Source organism: Bordetella sp. 15P40C-2, from assembly GCF_009763235.1.
Lineage (GTDB): Bacteria > Pseudomonadota > Gammaproteobacteria > Burkholderiales > Burkholderiaceae_B > Bordetella_A.
Genome location: NZ_WSJA01000011.1, coordinates 1 through 20,747 on the forward strand (window position 1 = coordinate 1; position 20,747 = coordinate 20,747).

General features: G+C 60.4%; 18 protein-coding genes. 5 read left to right on the forward strand and 13 right to left on the reverse strand.

The window, feature by feature from the left end; translation table 11 throughout:
* Positions 1-226 precede the first annotated feature (226 nt).
* The 13 genes from GOQ25_RS04325 to GOQ25_RS04385 form a co-directional block, all read right to left on the reverse strand.
* On the reverse strand, positions 227-1,168 hold the full coding sequence (locus GOQ25_RS04325) for a LysR family transcriptional regulator (RefSeq protein WP_160349225.1): 942 nt from the start codon (positions 1,166-1,168) through the stop codon (positions 227-229).
* Between the two features lie 7 nt (positions 1,169-1,175).
* Positions 1,176-2,588, reverse strand: a complete 1,413-nt coding sequence (locus GOQ25_RS04330) for a CoA transferase (RefSeq protein ID WP_160349226.1) — start codon at positions 2,586-2,588, stop codon at positions 1,176-1,178.
* Positions 2,578-3,360 carry an enoyl-CoA hydratase-related protein gene (locus GOQ25_RS04335; RefSeq protein WP_160349227.1) on the reverse strand — a complete coding sequence of 261 codons (783 nt, stop codon included), beginning with the start codon at positions 3,358-3,360 and terminating at the stop codon, positions 2,578-2,580. The genes GOQ25_RS04330 and GOQ25_RS04335 overlap by 11 nt, the downstream gene beginning before the upstream one ends.
* Positions 3,350-4,543, reverse strand: coding sequence for a CaiB/BaiF CoA-transferase family protein (locus GOQ25_RS04340; protein ID WP_160349228.1), 1,194 nt, complete (start codon positions 4,541-4,543; stop codon positions 3,350-3,352). Before GOQ25_RS04340 ends, GOQ25_RS04335 begins: the two co-directional genes overlap by 11 nt.
* 10 nt (positions 4,544-4,553) lie before the next feature.
* The gene (locus GOQ25_RS04345) at positions 4,554-5,537 is read right to left on the reverse strand and encodes a tripartite tricarboxylate transporter substrate binding protein (RefSeq protein ID WP_160349229.1); all 984 of its coding nucleotides are present in this window, start codon (positions 5,535-5,537) and stop codon (positions 4,554-4,556) included.
* Positions 5,538-5,574: 37 nt separating this feature from the next.
* Positions 5,575-6,798, reverse strand: a complete 1,224-nt coding sequence (locus GOQ25_RS04350; RefSeq protein WP_160349230.1) for an alpha-hydroxy acid oxidase — start codon at positions 6,796-6,798, stop codon at positions 5,575-5,577.
* Between the two features lie 222 nt (positions 6,799-7,020).
* Entirely contained in the window at positions 7,021-8,133 is a 1,113-nt protein-coding gene (locus tag GOQ25_RS04355; protein WP_160349231.1) for an FAD-binding oxidoreductase, read from the reverse strand.
* A 36-nt stretch (positions 8,134-8,169) separates the two neighbouring features.
* Positions 8,170-9,546 (reverse strand): NAD(P)/FAD-dependent oxidoreductase, encoded by a 1,377-nt coding sequence (locus GOQ25_RS04360; RefSeq protein ID WP_160349232.1) that lies wholly within the window; start codon positions 9,544-9,546, stop codon positions 8,170-8,172.
* Positions 9,537-9,839: a (2Fe-2S)-binding protein gene (locus tag GOQ25_RS04365; protein WP_160349233.1), complete on the reverse strand. Its 303-nt coding sequence runs from the start codon at positions 9,837-9,839 to the stop codon at positions 9,537-9,539. Before GOQ25_RS04365 ends, GOQ25_RS04360 begins: the two co-directional genes overlap by 10 nt.
* 4 nt (positions 9,840-9,843) lie before the next feature.
* A complete protein-coding gene (locus tag GOQ25_RS04370) occupies positions 9,844-11,499 on the reverse strand; it encodes a thiamine pyrophosphate-dependent enzyme (RefSeq protein WP_160349234.1) in 1,656 nt (551 codons plus the stop codon).
* Positions 11,496-13,223: a hydantoinase B/oxoprolinase family protein gene (locus tag GOQ25_RS04375; RefSeq protein ID WP_160349235.1), complete on the reverse strand. Its 1,728-nt coding sequence runs from the start codon at positions 13,221-13,223 to the stop codon at positions 11,496-11,498. The genes GOQ25_RS04370 and GOQ25_RS04375 overlap by 4 nt, the downstream gene beginning before the upstream one ends.
* A gap of 10 nt (positions 13,224-13,233) precedes the next feature.
* The gene (locus GOQ25_RS04380; protein WP_160349236.1) at positions 13,234-15,345 is read right to left on the reverse strand and encodes a hydantoinase/oxoprolinase family protein; all 2,112 of its coding nucleotides are present in this window, start codon (positions 15,343-15,345) and stop codon (positions 13,234-13,236) included.
* 71 nt (positions 15,346-15,416) lie between these two features.
* A complete protein-coding gene (locus GOQ25_RS04385) occupies positions 15,417-16,373 on the reverse strand; it encodes a LysR family transcriptional regulator (RefSeq protein ID WP_160349237.1) in 957 nt (318 codons plus the stop codon).
* A gap of 123 nt (positions 16,374-16,496) precedes the next feature.
* On the opposite strand from GOQ25_RS04385, the gene GOQ25_RS04390 reads away from it, so the two are divergent.
* The 5 genes from GOQ25_RS04390 to GOQ25_RS04410 all read left to right on the forward strand — a co-directional run bounded on the left by GOQ25_RS04390 (position 16,497) and on the right by GOQ25_RS04410 (position 20,743).
* Positions 16,497-17,465 (forward strand): tripartite tricarboxylate transporter substrate binding protein, encoded by a 969-nt coding sequence (locus GOQ25_RS04390; RefSeq protein WP_160349238.1) that lies wholly within the window; start codon positions 16,497-16,499, stop codon positions 17,463-17,465.
* Between the two features lie 223 nt (positions 17,466-17,688).
* Positions 17,689-18,183, forward strand: a complete 495-nt coding sequence (locus GOQ25_RS04395; protein WP_160349239.1) for a type III secretion system chaperone — start codon at positions 17,689-17,691, stop codon at positions 18,181-18,183.
* Between the two features lie 5 nt (positions 18,184-18,188).
* A complete protein-coding gene (locus GOQ25_RS04400) occupies positions 18,189-18,929 on the forward strand; it encodes a hypothetical protein (protein ID WP_160349240.1) in 741 nt (246 codons plus the stop codon).
* A 132-nt stretch (positions 18,930-19,061) separates the two neighbouring features.
* Positions 19,062-20,048, forward strand: a complete 987-nt coding sequence (locus tag GOQ25_RS04405) for a tripartite tricarboxylate transporter substrate binding protein (protein ID WP_160349241.1) — start codon at positions 19,062-19,064, stop codon at positions 20,046-20,048.
* A gap of 203 nt (positions 20,049-20,251) precedes the next feature.
* Entirely contained in the window at positions 20,252-20,743 is a 492-nt protein-coding gene (locus tag GOQ25_RS04410; RefSeq protein WP_160349242.1) for a type III secretion system chaperone, read from the forward strand.
* Positions 20,744-20,747: the final 4 nt, after the last annotated feature.

A 20,747-nucleotide genomic window follows, 5' to 3' on the forward strand; every position in this document is an offset into this window, starting at 1 on the left:
GAAACGCCTTAGCGCCGATGATAGTGAACATTCGTTTGTGAAAGTAGGTCATCGTCAGGCTCTTATCCTCAAAACCCCATCGGAGATCTCCGGTGGGGTTTTGTCTTTGCGGCGGTGCCTTAGACACGCCCAAAGACTCGGCATATACACGCTATAACGCATCCTAAAAGCCATGCAAAAAGCCCGACGAAACGATTCGTCGGGCTTTATTTATTTGAAGTGCGCCTCAGGATACAGTGTGTCCGTTCACGGGGCTATGCAAAACGCTGACGTCCTGCGGCTTGAAGTTCACCACTTGGCAGGCGATATCGAGACATGCACCTACCAAAGGCCGTAAATCGCGTTCGCGCGAAATGAGGAAGTAATCTAACGCTGCGAGTGGTGGCACGCCGCGAAGCCGTACTAACGTGCCGGCTTCAACAAGTTGATTCGCCCAAGATTCCGGCAGTACACCCAAGCCTAACCCCTGTATAAGCAACTGGGCAATGACCGCCCAACTGTTGCAGTGCAGACGTCGGGTTACCAGGGCGTCAATGGAACGCAGAGACTGCTCGATGATGAGTGCAGTGCCACTGGAGGGGGGCAGGGAGATCAAAGCCACATCGGGCAACATGGCTGAGAGCCTGCCTTCGCGCTCGCGTGCGAGGTCCGGCGCGCAGACCCAGACGAACCCGGCACTGCCCAGGAATTCGGCTTTGATACGAGTATCCGTTGGACGGTTGGCCACTACCGCAAAATCAAGATCCCCTTCCGCCACGCGGCGGGCCAGGTTACCTAATGAGCTGCCGGCTTCCACCACGGGGTCGAGTTGCAAATTGGGATGCGCTTTTTGCAGTTGGGCAATGAAGGACGCAAGCCAGGTCAGTGCGCTTAATTCCCCCACGCCGAAATGGCATCGTCCCCGTAAACTTTCAGTTTGCCGGCCAAGGCCAACGATGTAGTTCGCTTGTTTGAGTAGCTGTTCTACGTGGGGCAATAACTGTTCTCCCTCGCTGGTCAGACGAGCGCGTAGCGAGCTTCGGTCGAAGAGAATGCTGCGCAAGCTGTGCTCGAGGTCGGTGATGCGCTTGGATAGTGTCGAGACAGAGATGTGCAAGCGTTCGGCGGCCACCATGAAGTTTGGGCTGGTGGCCGCGAGGTAGAACGCTTCGAGCTGTTTGAGTGTCATCGGGAAATCAAGGGCTGCGCCAAGTCGCCGGCGAGCTGCCCAGTGGTTGCGAACCGCAAATTTCCCCTGTCTTCATCCCGAGGGAATTGACGGCAGGGGCGACATGATGCGTCGCGCCGAATGCGCCTTGGTACGTAATCATCCTTGGCTCAAGAGCATCGAATTTGTCGTCGCCCCGATGCGCAGGGTCTGCCCAGGCTAATAAATACGTCGCTACGCGTGCTAATGATACCTGTACCGTCCAACTGCCGCCGTGACGTTGACGCTGGCGCAGCGCGCCTAGCACGCCGACAATGCCCAACTGGCCGGTCAGGTAGTCAGTCAGCAAGCGCGTGGGGGACAAGGACGGTTTGCCATCTTTCTCATGTAGCGCAGCGATGCCCGTGGCCGCTTGTACAACTTGATCGAATGCCTTGCGGGTCGCCCAAGGGCCAGCAGGTCCGAATGCACTGACGGCAACATAGATAAAGTCGCGTCCGCCACGACGTGCGACGCCATCGGCGTCAAGCCCGAACTGGGCGAGCGCGCCGGGTCTCCATGAGTCGACGATCACATCAGCCTGTTCAGCCAACGCTTGCACGTGGGCCAGATCGCCCGGCTCATGCAGATCGGCGAACGCATTGCGCTTGCCGATTCCGGTATCGAGGATCTGTGGCAAAGGGTCTGGTTGTGCGGGTGAGGATACTCGTAGAACATCACCGCCGCACAATGCGAAATGCCGGGCGATTATGGGGCCGGCGATCACATGCGATAGATCAAGCACGCGTTGACTCGCCAGATCTGCGCGGACCGCCGCGCCGGGACGCAGCGCGCGCTGCATCAACAGCGGTGAGGCCGCCGTAGCCCTTCCTGCTTCGCTGCTCAGCCAGGATTCTGGTGTGCGGACGTACGCGCCCGGCAGCCCGCGCTCGGCGGCCGTTGCCTCCAATTCATCTGCGCTGTACCGGCTGATTGCTGCTGCGATCGCAGACTTCGTATTTGCGCAGTTCAGCAATGCCAGCGTGCCATCGCGCAGATGAGGGTACGACCCTGAAGTTAAAAACCAGTGTCCGTCCGCCGTCGCATAGAAATCCGATTTCAGTTCTCGGCTGTGCGATGACTGGGGAAACCGGTGGCGATGGATACGCTGAAAATGGGTCGGCTCTAATCCCGCCAGCGCTTGCGCGGGCGAGACTTCGTAGCGATCTGCTTGGGTTGCGGGTGGGCTGGCACCGGCCTCGGTGGCAACCACGGCCGTTGCATGCGCGACGGCCAATTGGAAGGCTGCCGCGATTTCTGCCAGCGGCAACGGCGAATCCAAACGCGGGCACGGTGCCGTCAAGGTGAACGCAGGCACGCCAGGCAGGCCCGCGCTTTTCAGCACATCGTTAGCAATCGTGAGGATGCGCTGCTCGGACGTGATGGCGCCTTCATTTTCCATGGAACACCGGTGCGCGTTTGGCCGTGAATGCCTCGCGCCCTTCGATATAGTCGCCGCTGCGGAAACAATCGAAGATCGCGTCCTTGCAAGCCTGCCAGTCCCGTGTCTCGGGGGAAGCGGAAGTCTCGATCGCCAGTTTGCTGGCGCGATGCGTCAAGGGCGCCAGACCCGCAATGGTATGGGCCAACGCGATCGTGTCTTCGCGCGACTGAATACGATTGATCAGGCCCATTGCGCAGGCTTCGGTCGCAGAGTAGCGGCGGGCGGTAAACATGATCTCTTTGGCATTGGCCGGGCCTACCAACTGCGTCAGACGGTGTAGCCACAGTTCGTGATAGCCGACACCGACTTTACCGGCCGGGATGCAGAACTGCGCCTGTTCAAGGCCGTAGCGCATGTCGCAGTGCAAGGCGATCGCTACGCCGCCACCGAAGCAGTATCCATTGATAAATGCAATGGTCGGTTTACGCACCGCGCCGATACGATGCATGGCGCGTTCTACCGTGGCGTTATAGAGGCGTACGTTTTTTTCGGAGTCGCGTTTTTCCCCAAACTGCGAGATGTCCGAGCCGGCCGCGAAGGCGCGGTCGCCCGCACCTTCGAACAGGATGACGCGTATTCCGTCGTGGTTTTCGAGCTCGTCGAGCAGACCCGGCAGCGATTGCCACATGTCGAAGGTGAGTGCGTTGTGCTTGACCGTATGGTCAATGATGACGCGGCCCAGGTGTTGATCGACTTCGATACGGATGCGGCCGTGGTTATCAGATGACATGTTCGTTCCTCAGTTGCTGCAGGGCTTCGCCCTCGATGCCGATCTCGGCCAGGATGGATGCATTGTCTTCCCCTGGCATGGGGGCCACACGCCGGACTCCGGGCTGATGATCGCCGATACGGAAAGGTTGGCCCACCAGACGGATATCGCCCAGTTTTTCGTGTTTGGCCGGCCATGCGATGCCGAGGTGCTGTACCTGCTCGTCCTCGAAGGCCTCTTGCACGTTATTCACTGCCCCGCATGCCAGACCGCTGGCGTTGAGGTGTTCGATCCAATATCCATTGGTCTGCGTGGCGAAGATCTGTGCGATTTCCGCGTTCAGCTCGTGGCGATTGGCCGAGCGCGCTTTGTTGGTGGCAAAGCGCGGATCGCTGAGCCAGCTTTCGCGGCCCATCGCCATGCAGAAGCGTTTCCACATCACCGTGCCGGATACGCAAATGTTGACTTTGCCGTCCAACGTATCGAAAACGCCGGTCGGGATGATGGTTGGGTGGTCGTTGCCCACCTGCTTCGGTACTTCGCCGGCCACCAGATATCGGGCACACTGAAAATCCATGGTCGCAAGCATGGATTCGAGCAGCGAGGTGCGAACCCATTGGCCGTGACCGGTTTTTTCGCGTTCGTATAGCGCGGTCAAAATGCCCAAGGCGCCATACAAGCCGGCAGTCGTGTCGGCGATGGCGATGCCGGCCCGCACCGGGCCTTGGCCCGGCAATCCGGTCACCGACATCATGCCGCTCATGCCCTGAATGATCTGGTCGTAGCCAGGCCGCCGCGCGTAGGGGCCGTCCTGACCGAAGCCGGAAATGCTGGCGTAAATCAGGCGAGGGTTGCGCTCTCGCAGCGTTTCGTAGTCGATACCCAGGCGTTGCTTGACGTCGGGACGATAGTTCTCGACCAGCACATCAGCGTTCGCCGCCAGTTCCAGCAGCAACGCGCGTCCTTTTTCGGATTTCAGATTCAGGGTGACGCTGCGCTTGTTACGGTGCAGGTTCTGATAGTCAGGGCCCAGACGCATTCCGCCCATCTCGTTCTCGTGCTCGGGATCGACAGGCTCTTCGATCTTGACCACATCGGCGCCCCAGTCAGCCAGGACGCGCACGGCCGTGGGGCCCGCGCGCACACGGGTCAGGTCGAGTACGCGCACACCACTCAGTGACAATCGGTCGTGTTGTTCAGACATTTGATTTTCCTTACTTCACTGAGAATTTTTCGAAGTTCATTTCGGCGGTCGTATCCGCCCACATCTGGCGCTCGCTGGCTACCTTTTTGGCGAAGTCGTCCGCGGAACCGGGCGCTGCTGCTACGCCCTGACGCTCGTACAGCGTCACGACTTCGGGAGAGGCCAATGCTTTGTTCAATGCTTGATTCAAGGCCTCGACACGCTCTTTCGGGATTCCGGCTGGGCCAACTAAGCCGTACCAAGTCGGCTTGTTCAGCTCTTCCATATTCAGTTCGGCATAGGTCGGCACGTCGGGCAGACTTTCCAGGCGCTTGGGGGCTTGCACCGCCAGCGCACACACTTTGCCGCTCTTGATATGGGTCATCGCCGAGCTGACATTGTCAAACACTGCGTGAACCTGCCCCGCGTACAAGTCGTTCATCGCGTTGGAAAGACCGCGATAGGGCACATGCAGCATATTGGTGCCGGTGGCCTGCAGGAAGCGAGCGCCGTTCAGATGCGAGAGCGAGCCCACGCCTGCTGAACCATAGGAGTATTTCTCGGGACTGGCCTTGAGCGTTTCCAGGAATGCCTTCATCTCGCAGTTGGGGGCAACCGCTTTATCGACCACCAGCACGCCAGGCGCGGTGATGAGGCCGCCAATGAAAGTGAAGTCCTTCACGGAATCGTAGGGCGATTCGGTATAGATGTTTGGCGCGATGGCATGGGTCGTTGCCGAGGCCACTCCCAACGTGTAGCCGTCGGGTGTGGCTCGCCGGACGAAATTCATGGCGATCAGGCCGGCGGCGCCGGCTTTATTTTCGATGACGACCGACTGGCCCAGGGCCGCGCCCATGGCTTGCTGAATGGCTCGCGCCGCTGTGTCGGTGGGGCCGCCCGCGGCCATCGGCACGACAACCGTGATGGGCGCGTTGGGGAACGACTCTGCGACGGCGGGGGTTATCTGTCCGGCGCCTAATGCGGCCAGCAGGACGGTCAAAGTGGTCTTTTTCATGAAGTTCTCCTCATCATTTGAAATTTTTGAGTGCGTTTTATACCTGTAGAAGACAGTGCGGCCCGAGCTCGTTCAGACGGCTGACCCCCAACATGGCCATATTGCGATCGATCTCGGCTTGGAGCAGTTCGCTGGCGCGAACTACGCCGATCTGACCACCTATCGCCGCGGCGCATATAAAGGGGCGGCCGGTAAAGACGTAGCGGGCTCCCAGTGAGAGAGCGATCAGCACGTCGCTGCCTCGACGGATCCCACCGTCCATCATGACCGTCATGCGGTGGCCAACGGCATCGGCGATGGTGGGCAATACACGTAACGGTGCGGCAGCCCCGTCGAGTTGCCTGCCACCATGGTTCGAAACAATGATGCCGTCCACACCTACGGCGAGTGCCTGACGGGCATCGGGGACCGATAAAATCCCTTTGATGACGAGATTGCCGCGCCACTGACGGCGTATCGTTGCAATGTCGACCCAGGTCAGATGATCGCGGCCCGTGGTATCGCGTACGGCCTTCGCGGAAAAGGCGGGCGCGCCACGTTCGGCGAAGGAATTTTCGAAATACGGCATGCCGCGCGTAGCCAAGGTTCGCAAGAGCGTGCGCGTCAGCCAGCCCGGATGGGTAACGCCCTCCCATGCCAGACGGAGCGATGGTCGCAGCGGCAAGGAAAAGCCGGCGCGAATATTGTTCTCGCGGTTGGCCCACACGGGGATATCCACGGTAATGACCAGCGTCTCATAGCCAGCGCGACGGACACGCTCGATCAAGGCCGAGCGGCGCGCGGCGTCACCGGGCAGGTATGCCTGGAACCAGCTGCCAGGAGCGTTCTCGTGAATATCTTCCAGGCGCATCAGCGATGAGCCGCTCATGATCATGCAGGCGCCGACTTGTTGTGCGGCTCGGGCCATCGCCAGATCACCCTCATAAGCCAGCAAGGCGCTGATGCCAACGGGCGCTACGCCAAAGGGTACGCGGTAGCTGCGGCCAAAGAGGGTGGTCTGAGTAGAACGACGAGAAACATCTGCGAGCACCCGTGTGATCAGCTGATATTGCTGAAATGCCGCGCGATTGGCCGCCAGCGACCGGTTGTCTTCGGCCGCACCCAGCACATATTCACGCAATGGTCCTGGAAGATAGCGGGCGGCGGCACGCTCGAAATCATTGAGATTGAGCGCATTGCGAATTGCTGCGGGAAGCCCGTCGGTGCGAGCTTCGTAAGCGGCCTGGCTGGACGGTGTTGTCGGAGGGTACGTCGTCGTCATGCCGCAAGACTACCGACACCGATCGATTTGAAAAAGTGAAATTATTCGGTCTGGTTACTTCTAAAAAATCGAAATAGCGGGCGGTGTCTGTTTCCACGCATTTTGGGGATTAGTGCAGGAGATTTGCGACCGTGGATGCGTCTAAAAAAATGAAACGTCCTCCAGGTAGTTTTGTCCTGAACCTGGAGGCGGAAGACCGGATGTGCGAGACGGCCGGGACAATTACTTCGCCGCCCAGCGATCGACGGCGAATCGTTCCGCCATCATGAGTGTTCCCGTGCCCGTTAACATTTCTGCCACGACTTCGCCCACGGCTGGCGATATTTGGAAGCCACCTCCGGAAAAGCCGAATGCGTGAATCACTTGTGGCGCCTTGGCGCTAAAGCCTATGACGGGGTTCTTGTCGCTGAAATAGCCTTCGATGCCGGACCAGCAGCGAATGACTTGGGCATGGCCGAGCGCCGGAATGATGGTGGGTGCGGTGCGCCCGAGCTCCACGAGAGCGCCCGGGCCGGGCCGAGAACGGTCACCCGGGATGGCGAATCCATAGCCTCCGCCCATGACCACGTTGCCGCGTGCCACCTGGCGTGCGTAGAAGCCCCCGCCTTCGACCCCGAGAGATACCGATATCTGCGGCGTTAGCGGCTCGGTCACCAACATCGTGGGGTATTTAATCTGCAGCGGGATCTCTTCGTCGAAATGGCGCGCGATCACGGCGCCCCAGGCGCCAGCCGCATTCACCACGCGTTCGGCTTGAATGCGTCGGCCATCCTCCGCAGTGATGAGATAGCCGTTGCCGACGGGTTCGATCTGCGTGACGGCGCAATGTTCTAGCAAGCGTGCACCCGCGCGCACGGCCGCTTGTGCGAAAGCTGGTGCGACGAGGCGAGGGTTGGCCTGGCCATCCTCGGGGCAGAGCGAGCCACCGACGATGGAGGGGCTAAGCGCGGGGAAAAGGCGTCGTAGCGTGGCGCCATCCAGAATCTCCAGACCCAGATCGAAGTCGCGCACTTTGTCGCGGTAGGCAATGAGCTTTTCGAGATCCGCTTCGGAGCGGGCTAACTTGAGATGGCCCGACCGGATGTATTCGCCGTCTGTACCAAGGAGCTCGGGCAGGCGTGCCCAAATGGTATGAGCCCGTTGGGCAAGATGCAGTTGTTCGATTGATCGGCCTTGGCGACGCACGCCGCCGAAGTTCACGCCGCTGGCACGCGCGCCACAGAGTCCGCGTTCAATCAAGACCACGGGCACGCCGGCGCGGCGCAGCGCGAGGGCCGCACTCGAGCCGACCAGACCGGCTCCGATGATGGCAACTTCCGTGTGGATGACTGTCATGATGGATGAACGATAGAGGTTCGACGCGCGCGTGGATCAGCAGGCTTCGCCTAATGCAGCGAGGTTTAGCGGTTTGATGGGTGCTTGGCTGCGCAGGCGACCGATGGATGACAACGGTACGTTTTGGCATTGAGCCAGGAGTTCGGCGGCGCCCGTGTGACACATGCGACCTTGGCATAGGCCCATGCCGATGCGGGTCAAGGCCTTGAGTCGATTGAGGTCGGTGATGTTGTATTCGATCGCCGCCTTGCGCAGCGCGCCAGCGGTGATGCCCTCGCAGCGACATACCGTGACGTTATCGTCGCAGGACTTTGGGACCGCGGGCTGCGGAAAGGCTTGATACAGGCCCTGGCGAAAACGCGCGTAGGCGGCTTGTTTACGCTGCAGCGGCGCGATCCGATGTTTGTCGATGGGAACACCGGCATCATCCAGCATTGCTAGCGCGGCGCGTTCGCCGGCCCATTCCGCGACGATGGCGCCTTGGATGCCCGCACCATCGCCCGCGAGGTAAACGCCGGGCGTCGTGCTGCGGCCGTCCGCGTCACGGCGTGGCAGCCACGCACGCTGTGCGTCGTCAAAGTCGAAATCGCAGTCGAGCAGGTCGGCCAATTGTGTTTCCGAACGCAGTCCGTGACCGACGGCGATAGCGTCGCACGCGATAAACCGAGTGGAGCCGCCAATCAAAGCGTTCACGCCTTCGACACGGCCAGTGCCCGTCGCGGCGGTGATGTGCGCGTCATGGTGGATAGGAACGCCATGCGTGCGCAGCCATGACAGGTAGTACATGCCCTTGGCCAGCGTCAGCGGGGCATTCAGCAAGGCGGGCATCGCGCGAATCTGTGCGGATTGTGGTGCGCTATCCAGAACCGCCAGAACCTGTCCGCCCGCCCGCGCGTATTGGTAGGCGACCAGATACAGCAAGGGGCCGGTGCCCGCGAAAACAATGCGCGGGCCAAACAGGCAGTTTTGGCTCTTCAATGCGATCTGCGCCCCGCCCAGCGTAAAGACTCCCGGTAAGGTCCAGCCGGAAAACGGCAGTACGCGATCCGTTGCGCCCGTGGCGAGCAGCAGATGCGTGTATGGAATGGAATCGATATGTCCGTTGTGGATGACGTCGAGCTGGCCGGGCACGGCATTCCACACGGTCGTTTGTGCACGATAGTCCGCACGCGCAGCATTGTCCGCGCCGGCCGCATGGATGGCTTGCGCGCGTTTCCATTCAAAGCCGTAGCGGTGGCGCGCGTGCGCACGACCGGCTGGACCCTGACGATAGATTTGTCCGCCAGGGAGTGCCGCCTCGTCGATGATGACGGGACGCACGCCATGTTGCAGCAGCGTTTGAGCAGCGCGTACACCGGCGGGACCTGCACCGACGATGACCATTTGTGCAGCGCTTGTGGTCTCTATCGACATGGCAATTCTCCGGGCAAGGCATTGACCAGCGCCATACCGGATTCGACCGGTGTGGAGCAGGCGCGTAGCCGCTGTCCCTGCTCAGTCTGTACCCAGCAGTCCTGACACGCGCCCATGAGACAGAATCCCGCACGTGGCCTGTTGTCGCCGATCGTGCGGCGGACGTGGTCGGTCGCAAGCAAGAGGGCGGTCAGGATGGTGTCTCCCTCATGGGCAATGAGTGGTTGCCCATTCCAGGTGAATGTCACGCGAGGGGCATCGGGCGCGCGCACACGTTGCAGCAGAGCAGTCATGCGATTAACTCGTCTGGCGAATTTGAGAGAGCGTGCGATCCGGCAGAATCAGGTCGGCATCGTAGCGCAGGTCCAGGATGGCCGGCATGTGTTCGCTTTGTGCAAATTCAAGCGCGGCATCGTAAGCGGCGGCAAAGTCCTCGGTACGGGTCACCACGCGACCGAACCCGCCATAGCTTTGGGCGAGGAGCGCAAAATCGGGGTTAACCAGATTGGTGGCCAGGGGCCGGCCCGGATAAGCGCGTTCCTGATGCAGACGTATCGTGCCGAACAGGCCGTTGTTAAACACCAGGATCACAATACCCAAACGATACTGTGCGGCGGTACCGACTTCCTGCATCGTCATCTGGAAACAACCGTCGCCGGCGAAACAGATCACGGAGGCATCGCGCTTGTTCAGCTTGGCCGCGATCGCGGCGGGCAAACCATAGCCCATGGCGCCCACGGCTGGCGCGAGCTGGCTACCTAAGCCTTTAAACGCAATGTGGCGATGCGCATAGAGCGCGTAGTTGCCTGCGCCGACGGTCACGCATGAGTTGGCCGGCAAGGTGCTGGCGACATGACGCGCGGCGACGTTCAGATCGAGGGGACCCGGCATGGGTGGCATCTCGGCGGCCGCTTGCAATGCTTGCGAGCCGCGGCGGCGAGGTTGCCATCCTGCCGTAGGATGCAGGGTCTGCACGGCATCGGCGAAACCGCTCACGCTTGCGACGATACCGAGAGCGGGCACGCAGAGGCGGCCGATCTCGTTGGCATCGGGATAGATATGCACGAGCGTTTGTTTCGGTACGGGCGAAGCAAGCCACTGATAATTTATCGTGGTGGGTTCGCATAAGCGCGTGCCGAGTGCGATGACCAGATCGCTCTGCGTCACGACATCTTTCTGGTGCGCCGGCATGCTGGCGCTGACTTGGCCCACGAAGTTGGGATGATCGTTGTCGAACAGTTCGAGACGCCGCCACGCAGTGGCAACTGGTAGATCGAAACGTTCGGCGAACTCGCGGATGGTGTCACGTTCAGAATCCGACCAGCGCGCGCCGCCTAGTAATAGTAAGGGACGCTCTGCCGATTCGATGAGCTCGCGCAGCCGCACCATATCGTTGCTTGCGGGACTGCCTTGTGAGGCCCTGGGCAGCGGAGCAAGCGGCGCATCAACGGTCTGCGCCAGCATGTCGTCGGGCAAAGCGAGGACGACGGGGCCGGGCCTGCCGCTGGTAGCGATGGCCCAGGCGCGCGCGATGTACTCAGGAATGCGGTCCGCACGTTCGATTTGCGCCACCCATTTCGCCAGGGGCGCATACATGGCGCGATAGTCCACCTCTTGAAAGCACTGGCGGTCTACCGTGTCTGTGCCAACCTGGCCAATGAACAAAATCATTGGCGTGGAGTCTTCGCGTGCGGTGTGTACGCCAATGGCGGCGTTCGTGGCACCCGGGCCGCGCGACACGAAACAAATGCCAGGTTCACCCGTCAGTTTGCCGTGCGCCTCGGCCATGTAGGCCGCGCCGCCTTCCTGGCGGCACACGACGGATTCGATGACATCGCGCCGTCCGTATAGCGCGTCGATGCAAGGCAGAAAGCTTTCGCCTGGCACCATGAAGACGCGGCGCACGCCGTAGGCCTGTAGTTGCGCGACGAGGAGCTCTCCGCCGTTCATCATGCTTGGTTCCCCAGCGCGCGGGCGACGTGTTCGACGCCATAGTCACGCTCCGCGGCTGCACGGCTGACTTTGCCGCCCAGTACGTCATCGCGAATGGCGGAGAGCTCGCGCTCTGCCGGGGCACCGTATCCGCCGCCTCCCGGGGTTTCCAGGCGAACGGATTGACCCGCGGGTAGAGCGTACCCCGATATTTTGTTGGACAGGCGTTTCTCGTCGCTGCGACCGGCATTTAGCACGACCCGCGAGGTTCCGCCGGACAAGCCACCATTCAGACCGGCCGCGCCAAACAGCGCGGCATCACAGCGCACCGAGCAGGTCAGACGATCGTCGAGGGACCGGATCTGGCGAGCGATGCCCATGCCTCCACGATAACGGCCGGCGCCACCGCTGTCTTCCACTAACGCATACTCCTCGACGAGCAAGGGGTACTCAATTTCGAGCGCTTCGGCGGGCAGGTTGGAGGTGTTGGTCACATGAACCTGAATCCCGTCCATGCCGTCGCCCTGTGCTCGGCCGCCAGCGCCGCCGCCGAGCGTTTCCAGATAAACGAATGTACCGTTGCCATCGCGTTTAGGCCCGGAAAACAGCATCGACGGCATCACGTCATTGCACGAAGCCATCGCGCGATCACCGGGTAATAGCTGACCGATCGCGCCGATGACCGTGCCCGCGACGCGTTGCGCGGTCGTTACGCGCGCGCCGATGGCGGCGGGGAAGATCGGATTGGTGATGGTGCCGGCGGGGGCGCTGATTGTGATCGGCTGGAACAGGCCATTGTTAGGCATCAGCTCCGGATCGAGCGTGGCCTTGACCGCGAAATAGACGCTTGCGTTGAGCGCACTGGCGGGCAGGTTAAACGCGCCGCGCGCCTGCGGGCTGGTGCCCGTGAAGTCGACATAGAGTTGGCCATCGCGCGCATGTACATTGGCCTGGATGGTCACCGGGTCGCCACCCAGACCATCGTCGTCCATGCGCTCGATGAACGAAACCGTTTGATCCGGCAACTGGCGTATGCGATTGCGCAGTCGCCGCTCCGTGTATTGCAAGATGCCTTCAATCGCTGACAGCACGGTGGGCAAGCCGGATTGCTCGACCAGTTCCAGCATCAGTTTCGCACCCTTGTCGTTGGTTGCGATCTGCGCACGGATATCGTGCATGCGGTTGTCGGGTTCGCGCGTGTTGTGCGCGATCATTTCCAGCAAGTCGATATCGAGCTCGCCTTGGCGCACGATGCGCATGGCGGGCAGGCGGATGCCTTCTTCCCACACCGTTTTCAGATGATGCGAGGTCGAGCCGGGAACCGCGCCGCCCACATCGGTATGGTGGCCGATGTTAGCCGCGAAAAATCGCAGCACGCCGTCGCAGAAAATCGGGCTGATGACGGTGATATCCGGAGCGTGCGTACCACCGGCCAGGTAGGCGTCATTGCACAGAAAGGCATCGCCGGGTTTGATGCCATCGGCGCCATAGCGGCGCAGCACGGCGTCGATGCCGCCCGACAGCGAGCCTAAATGCACCGGCACGTGCGCAGCCTGTGCGATCAGCCGGCCCGCGGCGTCGAAAAGCGCCACCGAGCAGTCTTTGCGTTCTTTGATGTTGGTCGAAAACGAGGAGCGGATCAGCGTGTTGCCCATCTCCTCGGTGATCGACAGCAGCCGATTGCTAAACACCTCCATTTCAATGGGATCGAAGGCGTCCGCGGCGGAATTTGATTGCTTGGTCATGGCAGTCGCGTCAGGCATGGAGGTTGATGATGAGGTTGCCGTATTGATCCGCCTGGGCCACTTGCTGGGGCAGGACCACCGTGGTGGAACTCATTTCTTCGATGATGGCGGGGCCTTGAATCGGCGTTTCGACTGGCAGGGCCGCGCGGCGATAAATCGGCGTGTCGACCCAACCGGTCTGCTCGAAATAGACTTGGCGCCGTTCCTTGATCGCGGAATCCAGACTCGTGCCGCCAGCGACTTTGGCCAGCGGTGCGCGCGGAACGATGCCTACCGCACGCACGCGGCAGTTAACGATCTCGACCAGCCGGCCTTCGGCGTCGTAACCGTACTCACGGACGTGTGCATTGCGGAACGTGGCGAGGAAGGTTTCGAGCTGCATCAAGGTCATGCCATCGAGTGGGATGGGGATCTCGAAGTTCTGGCCTTGATAGCGGGCGTCGATGACGGCGGACAAGCGCTGGTTCGATGCCGCGACGCCTTCGCCGTCCAGCCACTCGCGCGCACGCGCGGCGAGCGCGTCGAGGGCCTGCTGTACGGTAGACCATTGCGTGTCGGTGGCATGCGCCATCAAGGTCTGTACGAAGTCCATCGAGATATCAGACAGCAAAATGCCACGTGCGCACATGGTGCCGGGCTCTTGCGGAATCAGCAGCGTGGTGATGCCGCAGTCGCGCGCGAGTTCAGCAGCATGCAGGCCGCCGGCGCCGCCAAACGAACACAGCGCGAACTGGCGGATATCGTGACCACGTTCGGTGGATACCGCGCGTACGGCGCGCGCCATGTTGGAGTTGGCAATGCGCAAAATGCCGTAGGCCGCGTCTTCCAGACTCAGGCCCAGCGGCTCAGCGATCTGTTTACGCATGGCTTCTCGCGCCTGTTCCGCGTAGACCGCCATACGGCCTTCGAGTAACGAGACGGGATTAAGGCGGCCGAGCACCACGTGGGCATCGGTGATGGTGACGATCGTGCCGCCACGGTTATAGGCAATGGGGCCGGGCACGGCGCCCGCGCTTTGCGGGCCCACCTTCAACGCGCCGGCATCGTCGATGCGAGCGATACTGCCACCGCCGGCGCCGATGACGTGCACGTCCACCATCTGCGTTTTGACCGGGTAATCGGCCACGAGGCGGCTGGACGTGAATAGCGGCTGCAAGTCCGCGATCAACGATACGTCCGTGCTCGTGCCGCCTACATCGAAGGTAATGAGGTTCGGAATCCCAGCCACGCGTCCGAGTTCGGCCGCGCCGATCACGCCGGCGGCCGGCCCCGATACGCAAGTGCGCACGGGGGCGGTAAGAACGGCCTCGACAGACATCAAACCGCCGTTCGAATGCACGGTCGTGGGCGGTGTGATCACGCCCATGTCGCGCACCGAGCTCACGAGATTACGCATATACGACGCCATGCGTGGCCCGACGTAGGCGTTAAGCGTCGTCGTGGACATACGCTCATATTCACGGAACTCCGGCAGGATCTCGCTCGATACGCTCAAGTACACATCGGGCAGATATTGCGCGAGGATGTCGCGCGTGCGTTGTTCATGCGTCGGGTTGCGATAGCTGTGCATGAAGCAGATCGCCACGGCCTCGACTTTCGCTTCAACGAGCTGTTGCGCGACGGCAATGACTTCCGCTTCATCCAGCGCTTGCAGCACCGTGCCGTCTGCGGCGACGCGTTCGGTGATTTCGAAGCGCAATTCGCGGGGCGCGAGAGGGGCTGGTTTGGTGACGTTGTAGTCGTACAGATGCGGGCGCGTCTGGCGGGCGATTTCCAGCACATCGCGAAAGCCTCGCGTGGTCACCAGTGCGCAACGCGAACCACGGCGCTCGATCACCATATTCGTGGCGACGGTCGTGCCATGGCCTACGTGCACCAGCTCCGAACCGGCGATGTCGTGCGCTTGCATCAGATGCGCCAAGCCGGTTTGAATCGCCTCGGAAGGATCGTGCGGGGTCGAAGGCACTTTGAAGTAATGCAGCTCGCCACTGTGCTCGGCCAGCAGCGTGAAATCAGTGAAAGTGCCGCCCACGTCGAAGCCGACGCGGTAACGGCGTGCGCCCGTAGCGGAAGCGTTCTGGGTCACGCGTATCTCCAGGAATACCGGCGCGACATGCGCCATCAAGATTCCGGAATGCTATCGATGCCCCGTCATTCGGTCTAATCAAAGATTAGTATTATTCGTCATCACTGTTATGAATGACTGTCGAGGCCTGGGGGCTGCGGTTTTTTCGTCTGCTCGAATTGCATGCCCTGCGCCTGACAAACGGTCAATATTTCCTCGCGCAACCAGCGGTGCGCCGGAATATCGTCCGAGCGTTCGTGCCAGATCAGGTTGACCGTGCGCGGCGCAAAAGGAAAGGGGGCTTCTACCGCTTCCAGCAAGTGGTTGTAAGGGCTATTGCGCACCGCGTTGTGCGGTAGCACGCAGATCAGATCGGTTTCGGCAAGCAGCCGGGGCGCGAGCGAGAACTGGTTAACGGTCAACACCACATTACGGCGATAGCCATGCGCGGCAAGCTCGTGATCGACCAGCGACGAGACGCCCAAGAGGCTCACCATCAGATGTCGGGCGCGCAGAAAATTATCCAAGGTCAGTCGGGACTGCGACAGCAGGGGATGACCCTTGCGCATCGCGCACACATAGGTAAGCGTCTCCAGCGGCAAGGTGCGCAGCGAAGAGCCCAGGTTGGAATAGACGCCGGCGGCCATATCGACTTCGCCTTTTTCCAGCATCTGTCCGGCGTTATCCAGGGAATAGGGATGCAGGTGAATGCGGATATTCGGGGCGACGGTCTGTTGTTGGACAAAGAGTGGGCGTATGACCTGATCGGCTACATAATCCGACATGGACAAGCGAAACACCGCTTCCGAGCGCGCCGGTTCGAAATCGTTTCTCTCGAGTGTGTCGGCGATGCGGGCCAGGGCGTCGCGGATCGGAGGCCACAGCAATTCGGCGCGTTGCGTCGGCAGCACGCCGCCGGGAACCTTGACGAATAGCGGATCCTTGAGCGTCAAGCGCAGCCGGTTGATGGCGTTGCTCACGGCCGGCTGCGTCATATGCAGGGCGGCGGCCGCGCGCGTGACATTACGCTCTGTCATGATGGCGTTGAAGATACGCAGCAGGTTTAAGTCTATGGCGCCCAGCATGTCGGACCGTTATCAATTTCCGTGATGATGTTTTATTTTAATTGTTGATTAGTCTTGATGACGCAACCAGCCTTAAGCTTACGAGCGTTTTGAAGTTGCCCGTAAATTCAGGGGAATGGGTCCATGGTCAAAAAACTGAAAGTGATGTTCGCTGCCTGCATGGCGGCATTGAGTCTGTCAGCCGCCGCGGCAGAAGACTATCCTACCAAGCCAATCACCATTGTTCTGCCGTATGCCACGGGCGGCTCGGCCGACTTGCTGGCGCGACTGGCAGCCCAAGCCATCCAGGACAAACTCGGCCAGTCCGTGATCGTTGAGTCCAAGCCGGGCGCGGGCGGCGTGCTGGGTACCGAATATGTGGCTCGCGCCAAGCCCGACGGTTATACGCTGTTGGTGACGGCCAGCGGCACCATGGCGGTGAATCCCTATGTGTACAAGCTGCGCTACAGGCCGCTAGAGGATTTCGAACAGGTAACGGTGTTGGTGGACTTGCCGTTTGTTGTCGTCACCAACAACGAGTTCCCGACCAAAGACCTCAAGGAATTCGTCGACTATGCACGCGCCAACCCCAATGCCATTCGCTTTGGCAATGCGGGCATGGGCACGCAGCAGCATCTGACGCAAATGATGATCGGACGCGCGGCGGATGTGCAGCTCAACATCGTTCCCTATAAAGGCAGCAGCCCCGCGATGAATGATTTGCTGGGCGGCCATATCGATGCCGTGCTCGATAACACGGGCGTGCAGACGCCGTTTATTAAATCGGGCAAAGTGCGCCCGTTGTTTGTGACCGCGCCGGAACGCGTTGCGGCGCTGCCGGACGTGCCCACCGCAGCGGAAGCTGGCCTACCCGGGTTCCAATCTGTTGCGTGGTTTGGTCTGGCCGCTCCGCACGGTACGCCAGAGGCCGTGGTGGAAAAAATTCAACAAGCCGTGGCCGAAGCCTTCGCCAAGCCAGAAATGCAACAGCGACTGTTGGACGTTGCGATGATTCCGAAGGCGTCCACACCCGCTGAGACCACCGAGCGGGTCAAGGCGGATCTGCAAACCTTTGGCAAGATCGCCAAGGAAATCGATCTGCAGCCCATGTAACGCCAGTGCGCGCGCCGCGTGAGCGGCGATGAGAAGCTAGCAACGCCCGACGAATGCCATTTCGTCGGGCTTTTTTTTGGTGCTTGAAGCACACCCCTGGGGGTTCTTTACGTGGCTTTCGATGGCGGGGCGCAGGCAGGCATGCTCCGCGACACACGGTATTCGGAACCAACTGAAATCATACGTTACTCAGCCTTCAATCCGATTTTTTGAGGACTGAAGAATGACCATAGATTCGGCCAAGCAATTACGGGATTGGGGGCGCAGCTTAGAGGAGGCGCTGGGTATCTCCATCATGACCGCTGATGACCGCGGCATGATGCTAAAGACCAAGGGTGGCAACCTGTTCGGCGTCGCGCCAGTGCCGGGTCTACCTGGATTAGTGTTTACCGGCGTTATCGGTGTGGCGAATGAACACACGAGCACGCAGACGCTCTGTAGTTTATTGGCGATCAACCTCAACGCTACCTTGTCAGCCATGGGATACGTCGGGTTGGACGCTTCGACACGCGAGATCCTCTATCGCCTGATGTGGATGCCTCGTGATGAAGGATGGACCGAACAGGCCTTCGCCGCTGTGCTCGCGGCGTTTTCAGAACATGTCGATCAGTTGGCAAAAGCACTGGCTAACGGCGAGCTTGAGAAACTTGCCGCCGTGGCGCCGGCGGGGGGATCACGGGAACAGCCGTTGAGTCCAAACTTTACCAATATGGCTTGATTGCGATGAATCTCAACGCCTTGCCGGTTCCTTTTGCGCCGACGGTCGAACAACTGAGTTCGCTGGTACCGTCGGTCAACAGTGTGCGGGACGTCCTGAAGTCCGCAGCGCCTTGGATTGCGACCATCGCAGCCGCGATCACGGTGGAGTCGGTAATTCATCCCGATAATGCAGTGCTTCAATGTATCACCGGCATGGCGAAACAATCCGCTTTCGCCGGCCTGAGTTTGATGTCGATGGTGGGGGCATTCCGTCACTGCATGGAGCATGGCTTCTTTAGTCTGGAAGGCCTGAGCATTCTGACCAGTGGCGCAAGCGCGTTGGTGTCGCTCGATGGCCTGCTAACGGTGGCGGCAGGTGTGGGCCTGGGCCTCGCGGAGTTCAGCGGGGTGGCCGGTTTGCTGGTGACGGGGGTGACGTTTGCCAAGTACGTACGCGACGGAGACGTGCCAGGTGCGCTTTTGACGGGCGCAAAGCTTGTCGCCCTGGTCGCTTTAACGGGTCACCCCGTGGCGTTAGGCATTGTGGTGGGGGCCAATGCCGTTTACTCGATGTACTGCAGTTATAAGGCTTATGCTGCGGGCCAGGCGGAGAAACAAGGCACGGACGCCCCAGAGGCGACGCAAGTCGACAATACCGCCTCGGATAATCAAGCTGATGCTGACGTCTCGTCCGTGTCCAAGGCATTCGACGAGGGCTGGGATTTGCCGAACTTCTTTACCGCGTTACCCGCGGCAGGGATTTGATCCTCGGTCAACGTTAGTCTTTTACAACGAAGCAAGGCGAAGTCGCGGCGCAACCAATGCGAATTTGTCTGCGTCGCTGATTCATGGGCTATGTTAACGTTCCCATCATTTTTCCAGAGTGGAATCGTTCCCATGTTCTCGAAGTTGCGCCGTTATAAAGACCTTGTACTGGCTCTTTCTCTTGGTTTATCTGCTGCAGGAGCGCAAGCAGCGTCGGTCGACAACTATCCGGCCGCACCGATCAACATGATTGTGGGCTGGGCAGCGGGTGGCCCAGCCGATGGCGTGGCGCGCATGGTCGCGGCAGAGATGAGTAAGCATCTCGGGCAATCGATCGTGGTCGACAACAAGGCCGGTGCCGGTGGCAATATCGGCTCGGTCGCGGCTGCGCGCGCCAACCCGGATGGCTACACGATCATGTTGTCCACCGTGGCCTCACACGGGCTGAATTCGGCGCTTTACGACAACATCGGCTATGACCCGATCAAGGACTTCGCGCCGGTGGGGTTGATCAACACCTCGCCTTCGACGATGCTCGTGCCGGCGGACTCCCCGTTTAAATCAGTGAAGGATTATGTCGACCACGCCAAGGCGAACCCGGGTAAGTTGACGTATGCCTCTGGTGGCGTTGGTTCGTCACAGCATCTGGCGGGTGCAAGCTTCAAGACCCGTACGGGCATCGACATCTTGCACGTGCCGTTCAAAAGCACCGCGCCCGCGCTGACGGACGTGATGGCGGGCCGTGTCGATATGATCATTACGACGGGCGCCATGGCTCCGATCGCTTCCGGCAAGGTACGCCCGCTGGCGATCACGTCAAAGGCGCGTATCGACGCCTTGCCCGAAGTGCCGACCTTTGATGAGGCCGGTGTACCAGGCTTTTACATGGATTCCGCGTATGGCTTGGTAGCCCCGGCCGGCACGCCCCGGCCTATCCTGATCAAGCTGAACGAAGCGCTGGCGAAGGCATTGCAAAGCCCGGAACTGCGTCAAAAATTCATCGCTGCGGGCTCCGTGCCGGCCGAGCCGATCTCGATCGATGCCTACTGGGATATGGTGCAAAAAGGCATGGGCGAAGCCGCGGAATTGGTGCGCATTTCCGGCGCGAAGAAGGAATAACCCGCCCACCTGAACTCGTGACCCGGCGCTGTGCTTAGCCGGGCGGCAGGCCACTGCTATCGCAACGAATCGACTCGCACGCAGTCACCGATTCATCAAAAAAACGCCCGACGATCCCCTCGTCGGGCGTTTTTGTTTGTCACTCTGGGAACTGAGAGAAATCTAGGGTTACCAAGTCTTCGATCCATTTTTGGGAAGCGAAGATGAGCATAGATTCAGTGATAAAGCTACGCGAATGGGGCCATGGCCTGGAAGAAGCCATGGGTGTTCCCATCATGCTCGCGAATGATCGCGGCTTGATGTTGAAGACCAAGGGAGGAACCTTATTTGGCGTCACGCCAATGCCTGGTTTGCCGGCACTGGTGTTCACCGCCGTCATTGGCGTTGCCGATGAGAAGACCAGTGCGCGCACGCTATGCGAGTTACTGGCGCTCAATATCAGCGCGAACCTCACTGGAATGGGGTTTGTGGGCATGGATCCAAGCACTCGTGAGATCCGTTTCCGTCTCATGTGGATGCCGCGTGATGAAGGCTGGACGGGCGAGGCTTTTGGCGCGATGTTCGTCGCTTTTTGTCAGCACGTCGATGTGCTGGCGAAGGCGTTCGCTGCGGATGAGATCGAAAAGTTACTGTTGCCGGCTCCAGATGAAGGTGCGCAGCCCGATTCCGGTTATGACCTAACGCCCAAGGCCTGATAAC

Bases quoted from the DNA above. Each gene is read 5' to 3' on its own strand.
- GOQ25_RS04360 (WP_160349232.1), bottom strand. From the start codon at position 9,546: ATGTCGATAGAGACCACAAGCGCTGCACAAATGGTCATCGTCGGTGCA.
- GOQ25_RS04400 (WP_160349240.1), top strand. From the start codon at position 18,189: ATGAATCTCAACGCCTTGCCGGTTCCTTTTGCGCCGACGGTCGAACAA.
- GOQ25_RS04385 (WP_160349237.1), bottom strand. From the start codon at position 16,373: ATGCTGGGCGCCATAGACTTAAACCTGCTGCGTATCTTCAACGCCATC.
- GOQ25_RS04365 (WP_160349233.1), bottom strand. From the start codon at position 9,839: ATGACTGCTCTGCTGCAACGTGTGCGCGCGCCCGATGCCCCTCGCGTG.
- GOQ25_RS04410 (WP_160349242.1), top strand. From the start codon at position 20,252: ATGAGCATAGATTCAGTGATAAAGCTACGCGAATGGGGCCATGGCCTG.
- GOQ25_RS04330 (WP_160349226.1), bottom strand. From the start codon at position 2,588: ATGGAAAATGAAGGCGCCATCACGTCCGAGCAGCGCATCCTCACGATT.
- GOQ25_RS04370 (WP_160349234.1), bottom strand. From the start codon at position 11,499: ATGATGAACGGCGGAGAGCTCCTCGTCGCGCAACTACAGGCCTACGGC.
- GOQ25_RS04355 (WP_160349231.1), bottom strand. From the start codon at position 8,133: ATGACAGTCATCCACACGGAAGTTGCCATCATCGGAGCCGGTCTGGTC.
- GOQ25_RS04395 (WP_160349239.1), top strand. From the start codon at position 17,689: ATGACCATAGATTCGGCCAAGCAATTACGGGATTGGGGGCGCAGCTTA.
- GOQ25_RS04335 (WP_160349227.1), bottom strand. From the start codon at position 3,360: ATGTCATCTGATAACCACGGCCGCATCCGTATCGAAGTCGATCAACAC.
- GOQ25_RS04375 (WP_160349235.1), bottom strand. From the start codon at position 13,223: ATGACCAAGCAATCAAATTCCGCCGCGGACGCCTTCGATCCCATTGAA.
- GOQ25_RS04345 (WP_160349229.1), bottom strand. From the start codon at position 5,537: ATGAAAAAGACCACTTTGACCGTCCTGCTGGCCGCATTAGGCGCCGGA.
- GOQ25_RS04390 (WP_160349238.1), top strand. From the start codon at position 16,497: ATGGTCAAAAAACTGAAAGTGATGTTCGCTGCCTGCATGGCGGCATTG.
- GOQ25_RS04350 (WP_160349230.1), bottom strand. From the start codon at position 6,798: ATGACGACGACGTACCCTCCGACAACACCGTCCAGCCAGGCCGCTTAC.
- GOQ25_RS04405 (WP_160349241.1), top strand. From the start codon at position 19,062: ATGTTCTCGAAGTTGCGCCGTTATAAAGACCTTGTACTGGCTCTTTCT.
- GOQ25_RS04380 (WP_160349236.1), bottom strand. From the start codon at position 15,345: ATGGCGCATGTCGCGCCGGTATTCCTGGAGATACGCGTGACCCAGAAC.
- GOQ25_RS04340 (WP_160349228.1), bottom strand. From the start codon at position 4,543: ATGTCTGAACAACACGACCGATTGTCACTGAGTGGTGTGCGCGTACTC.
- GOQ25_RS04325 (WP_160349225.1), bottom strand. From the start codon at position 1,168: ATGACACTCAAACAGCTCGAAGCGTTCTACCTCGCGGCCACCAGCCCA.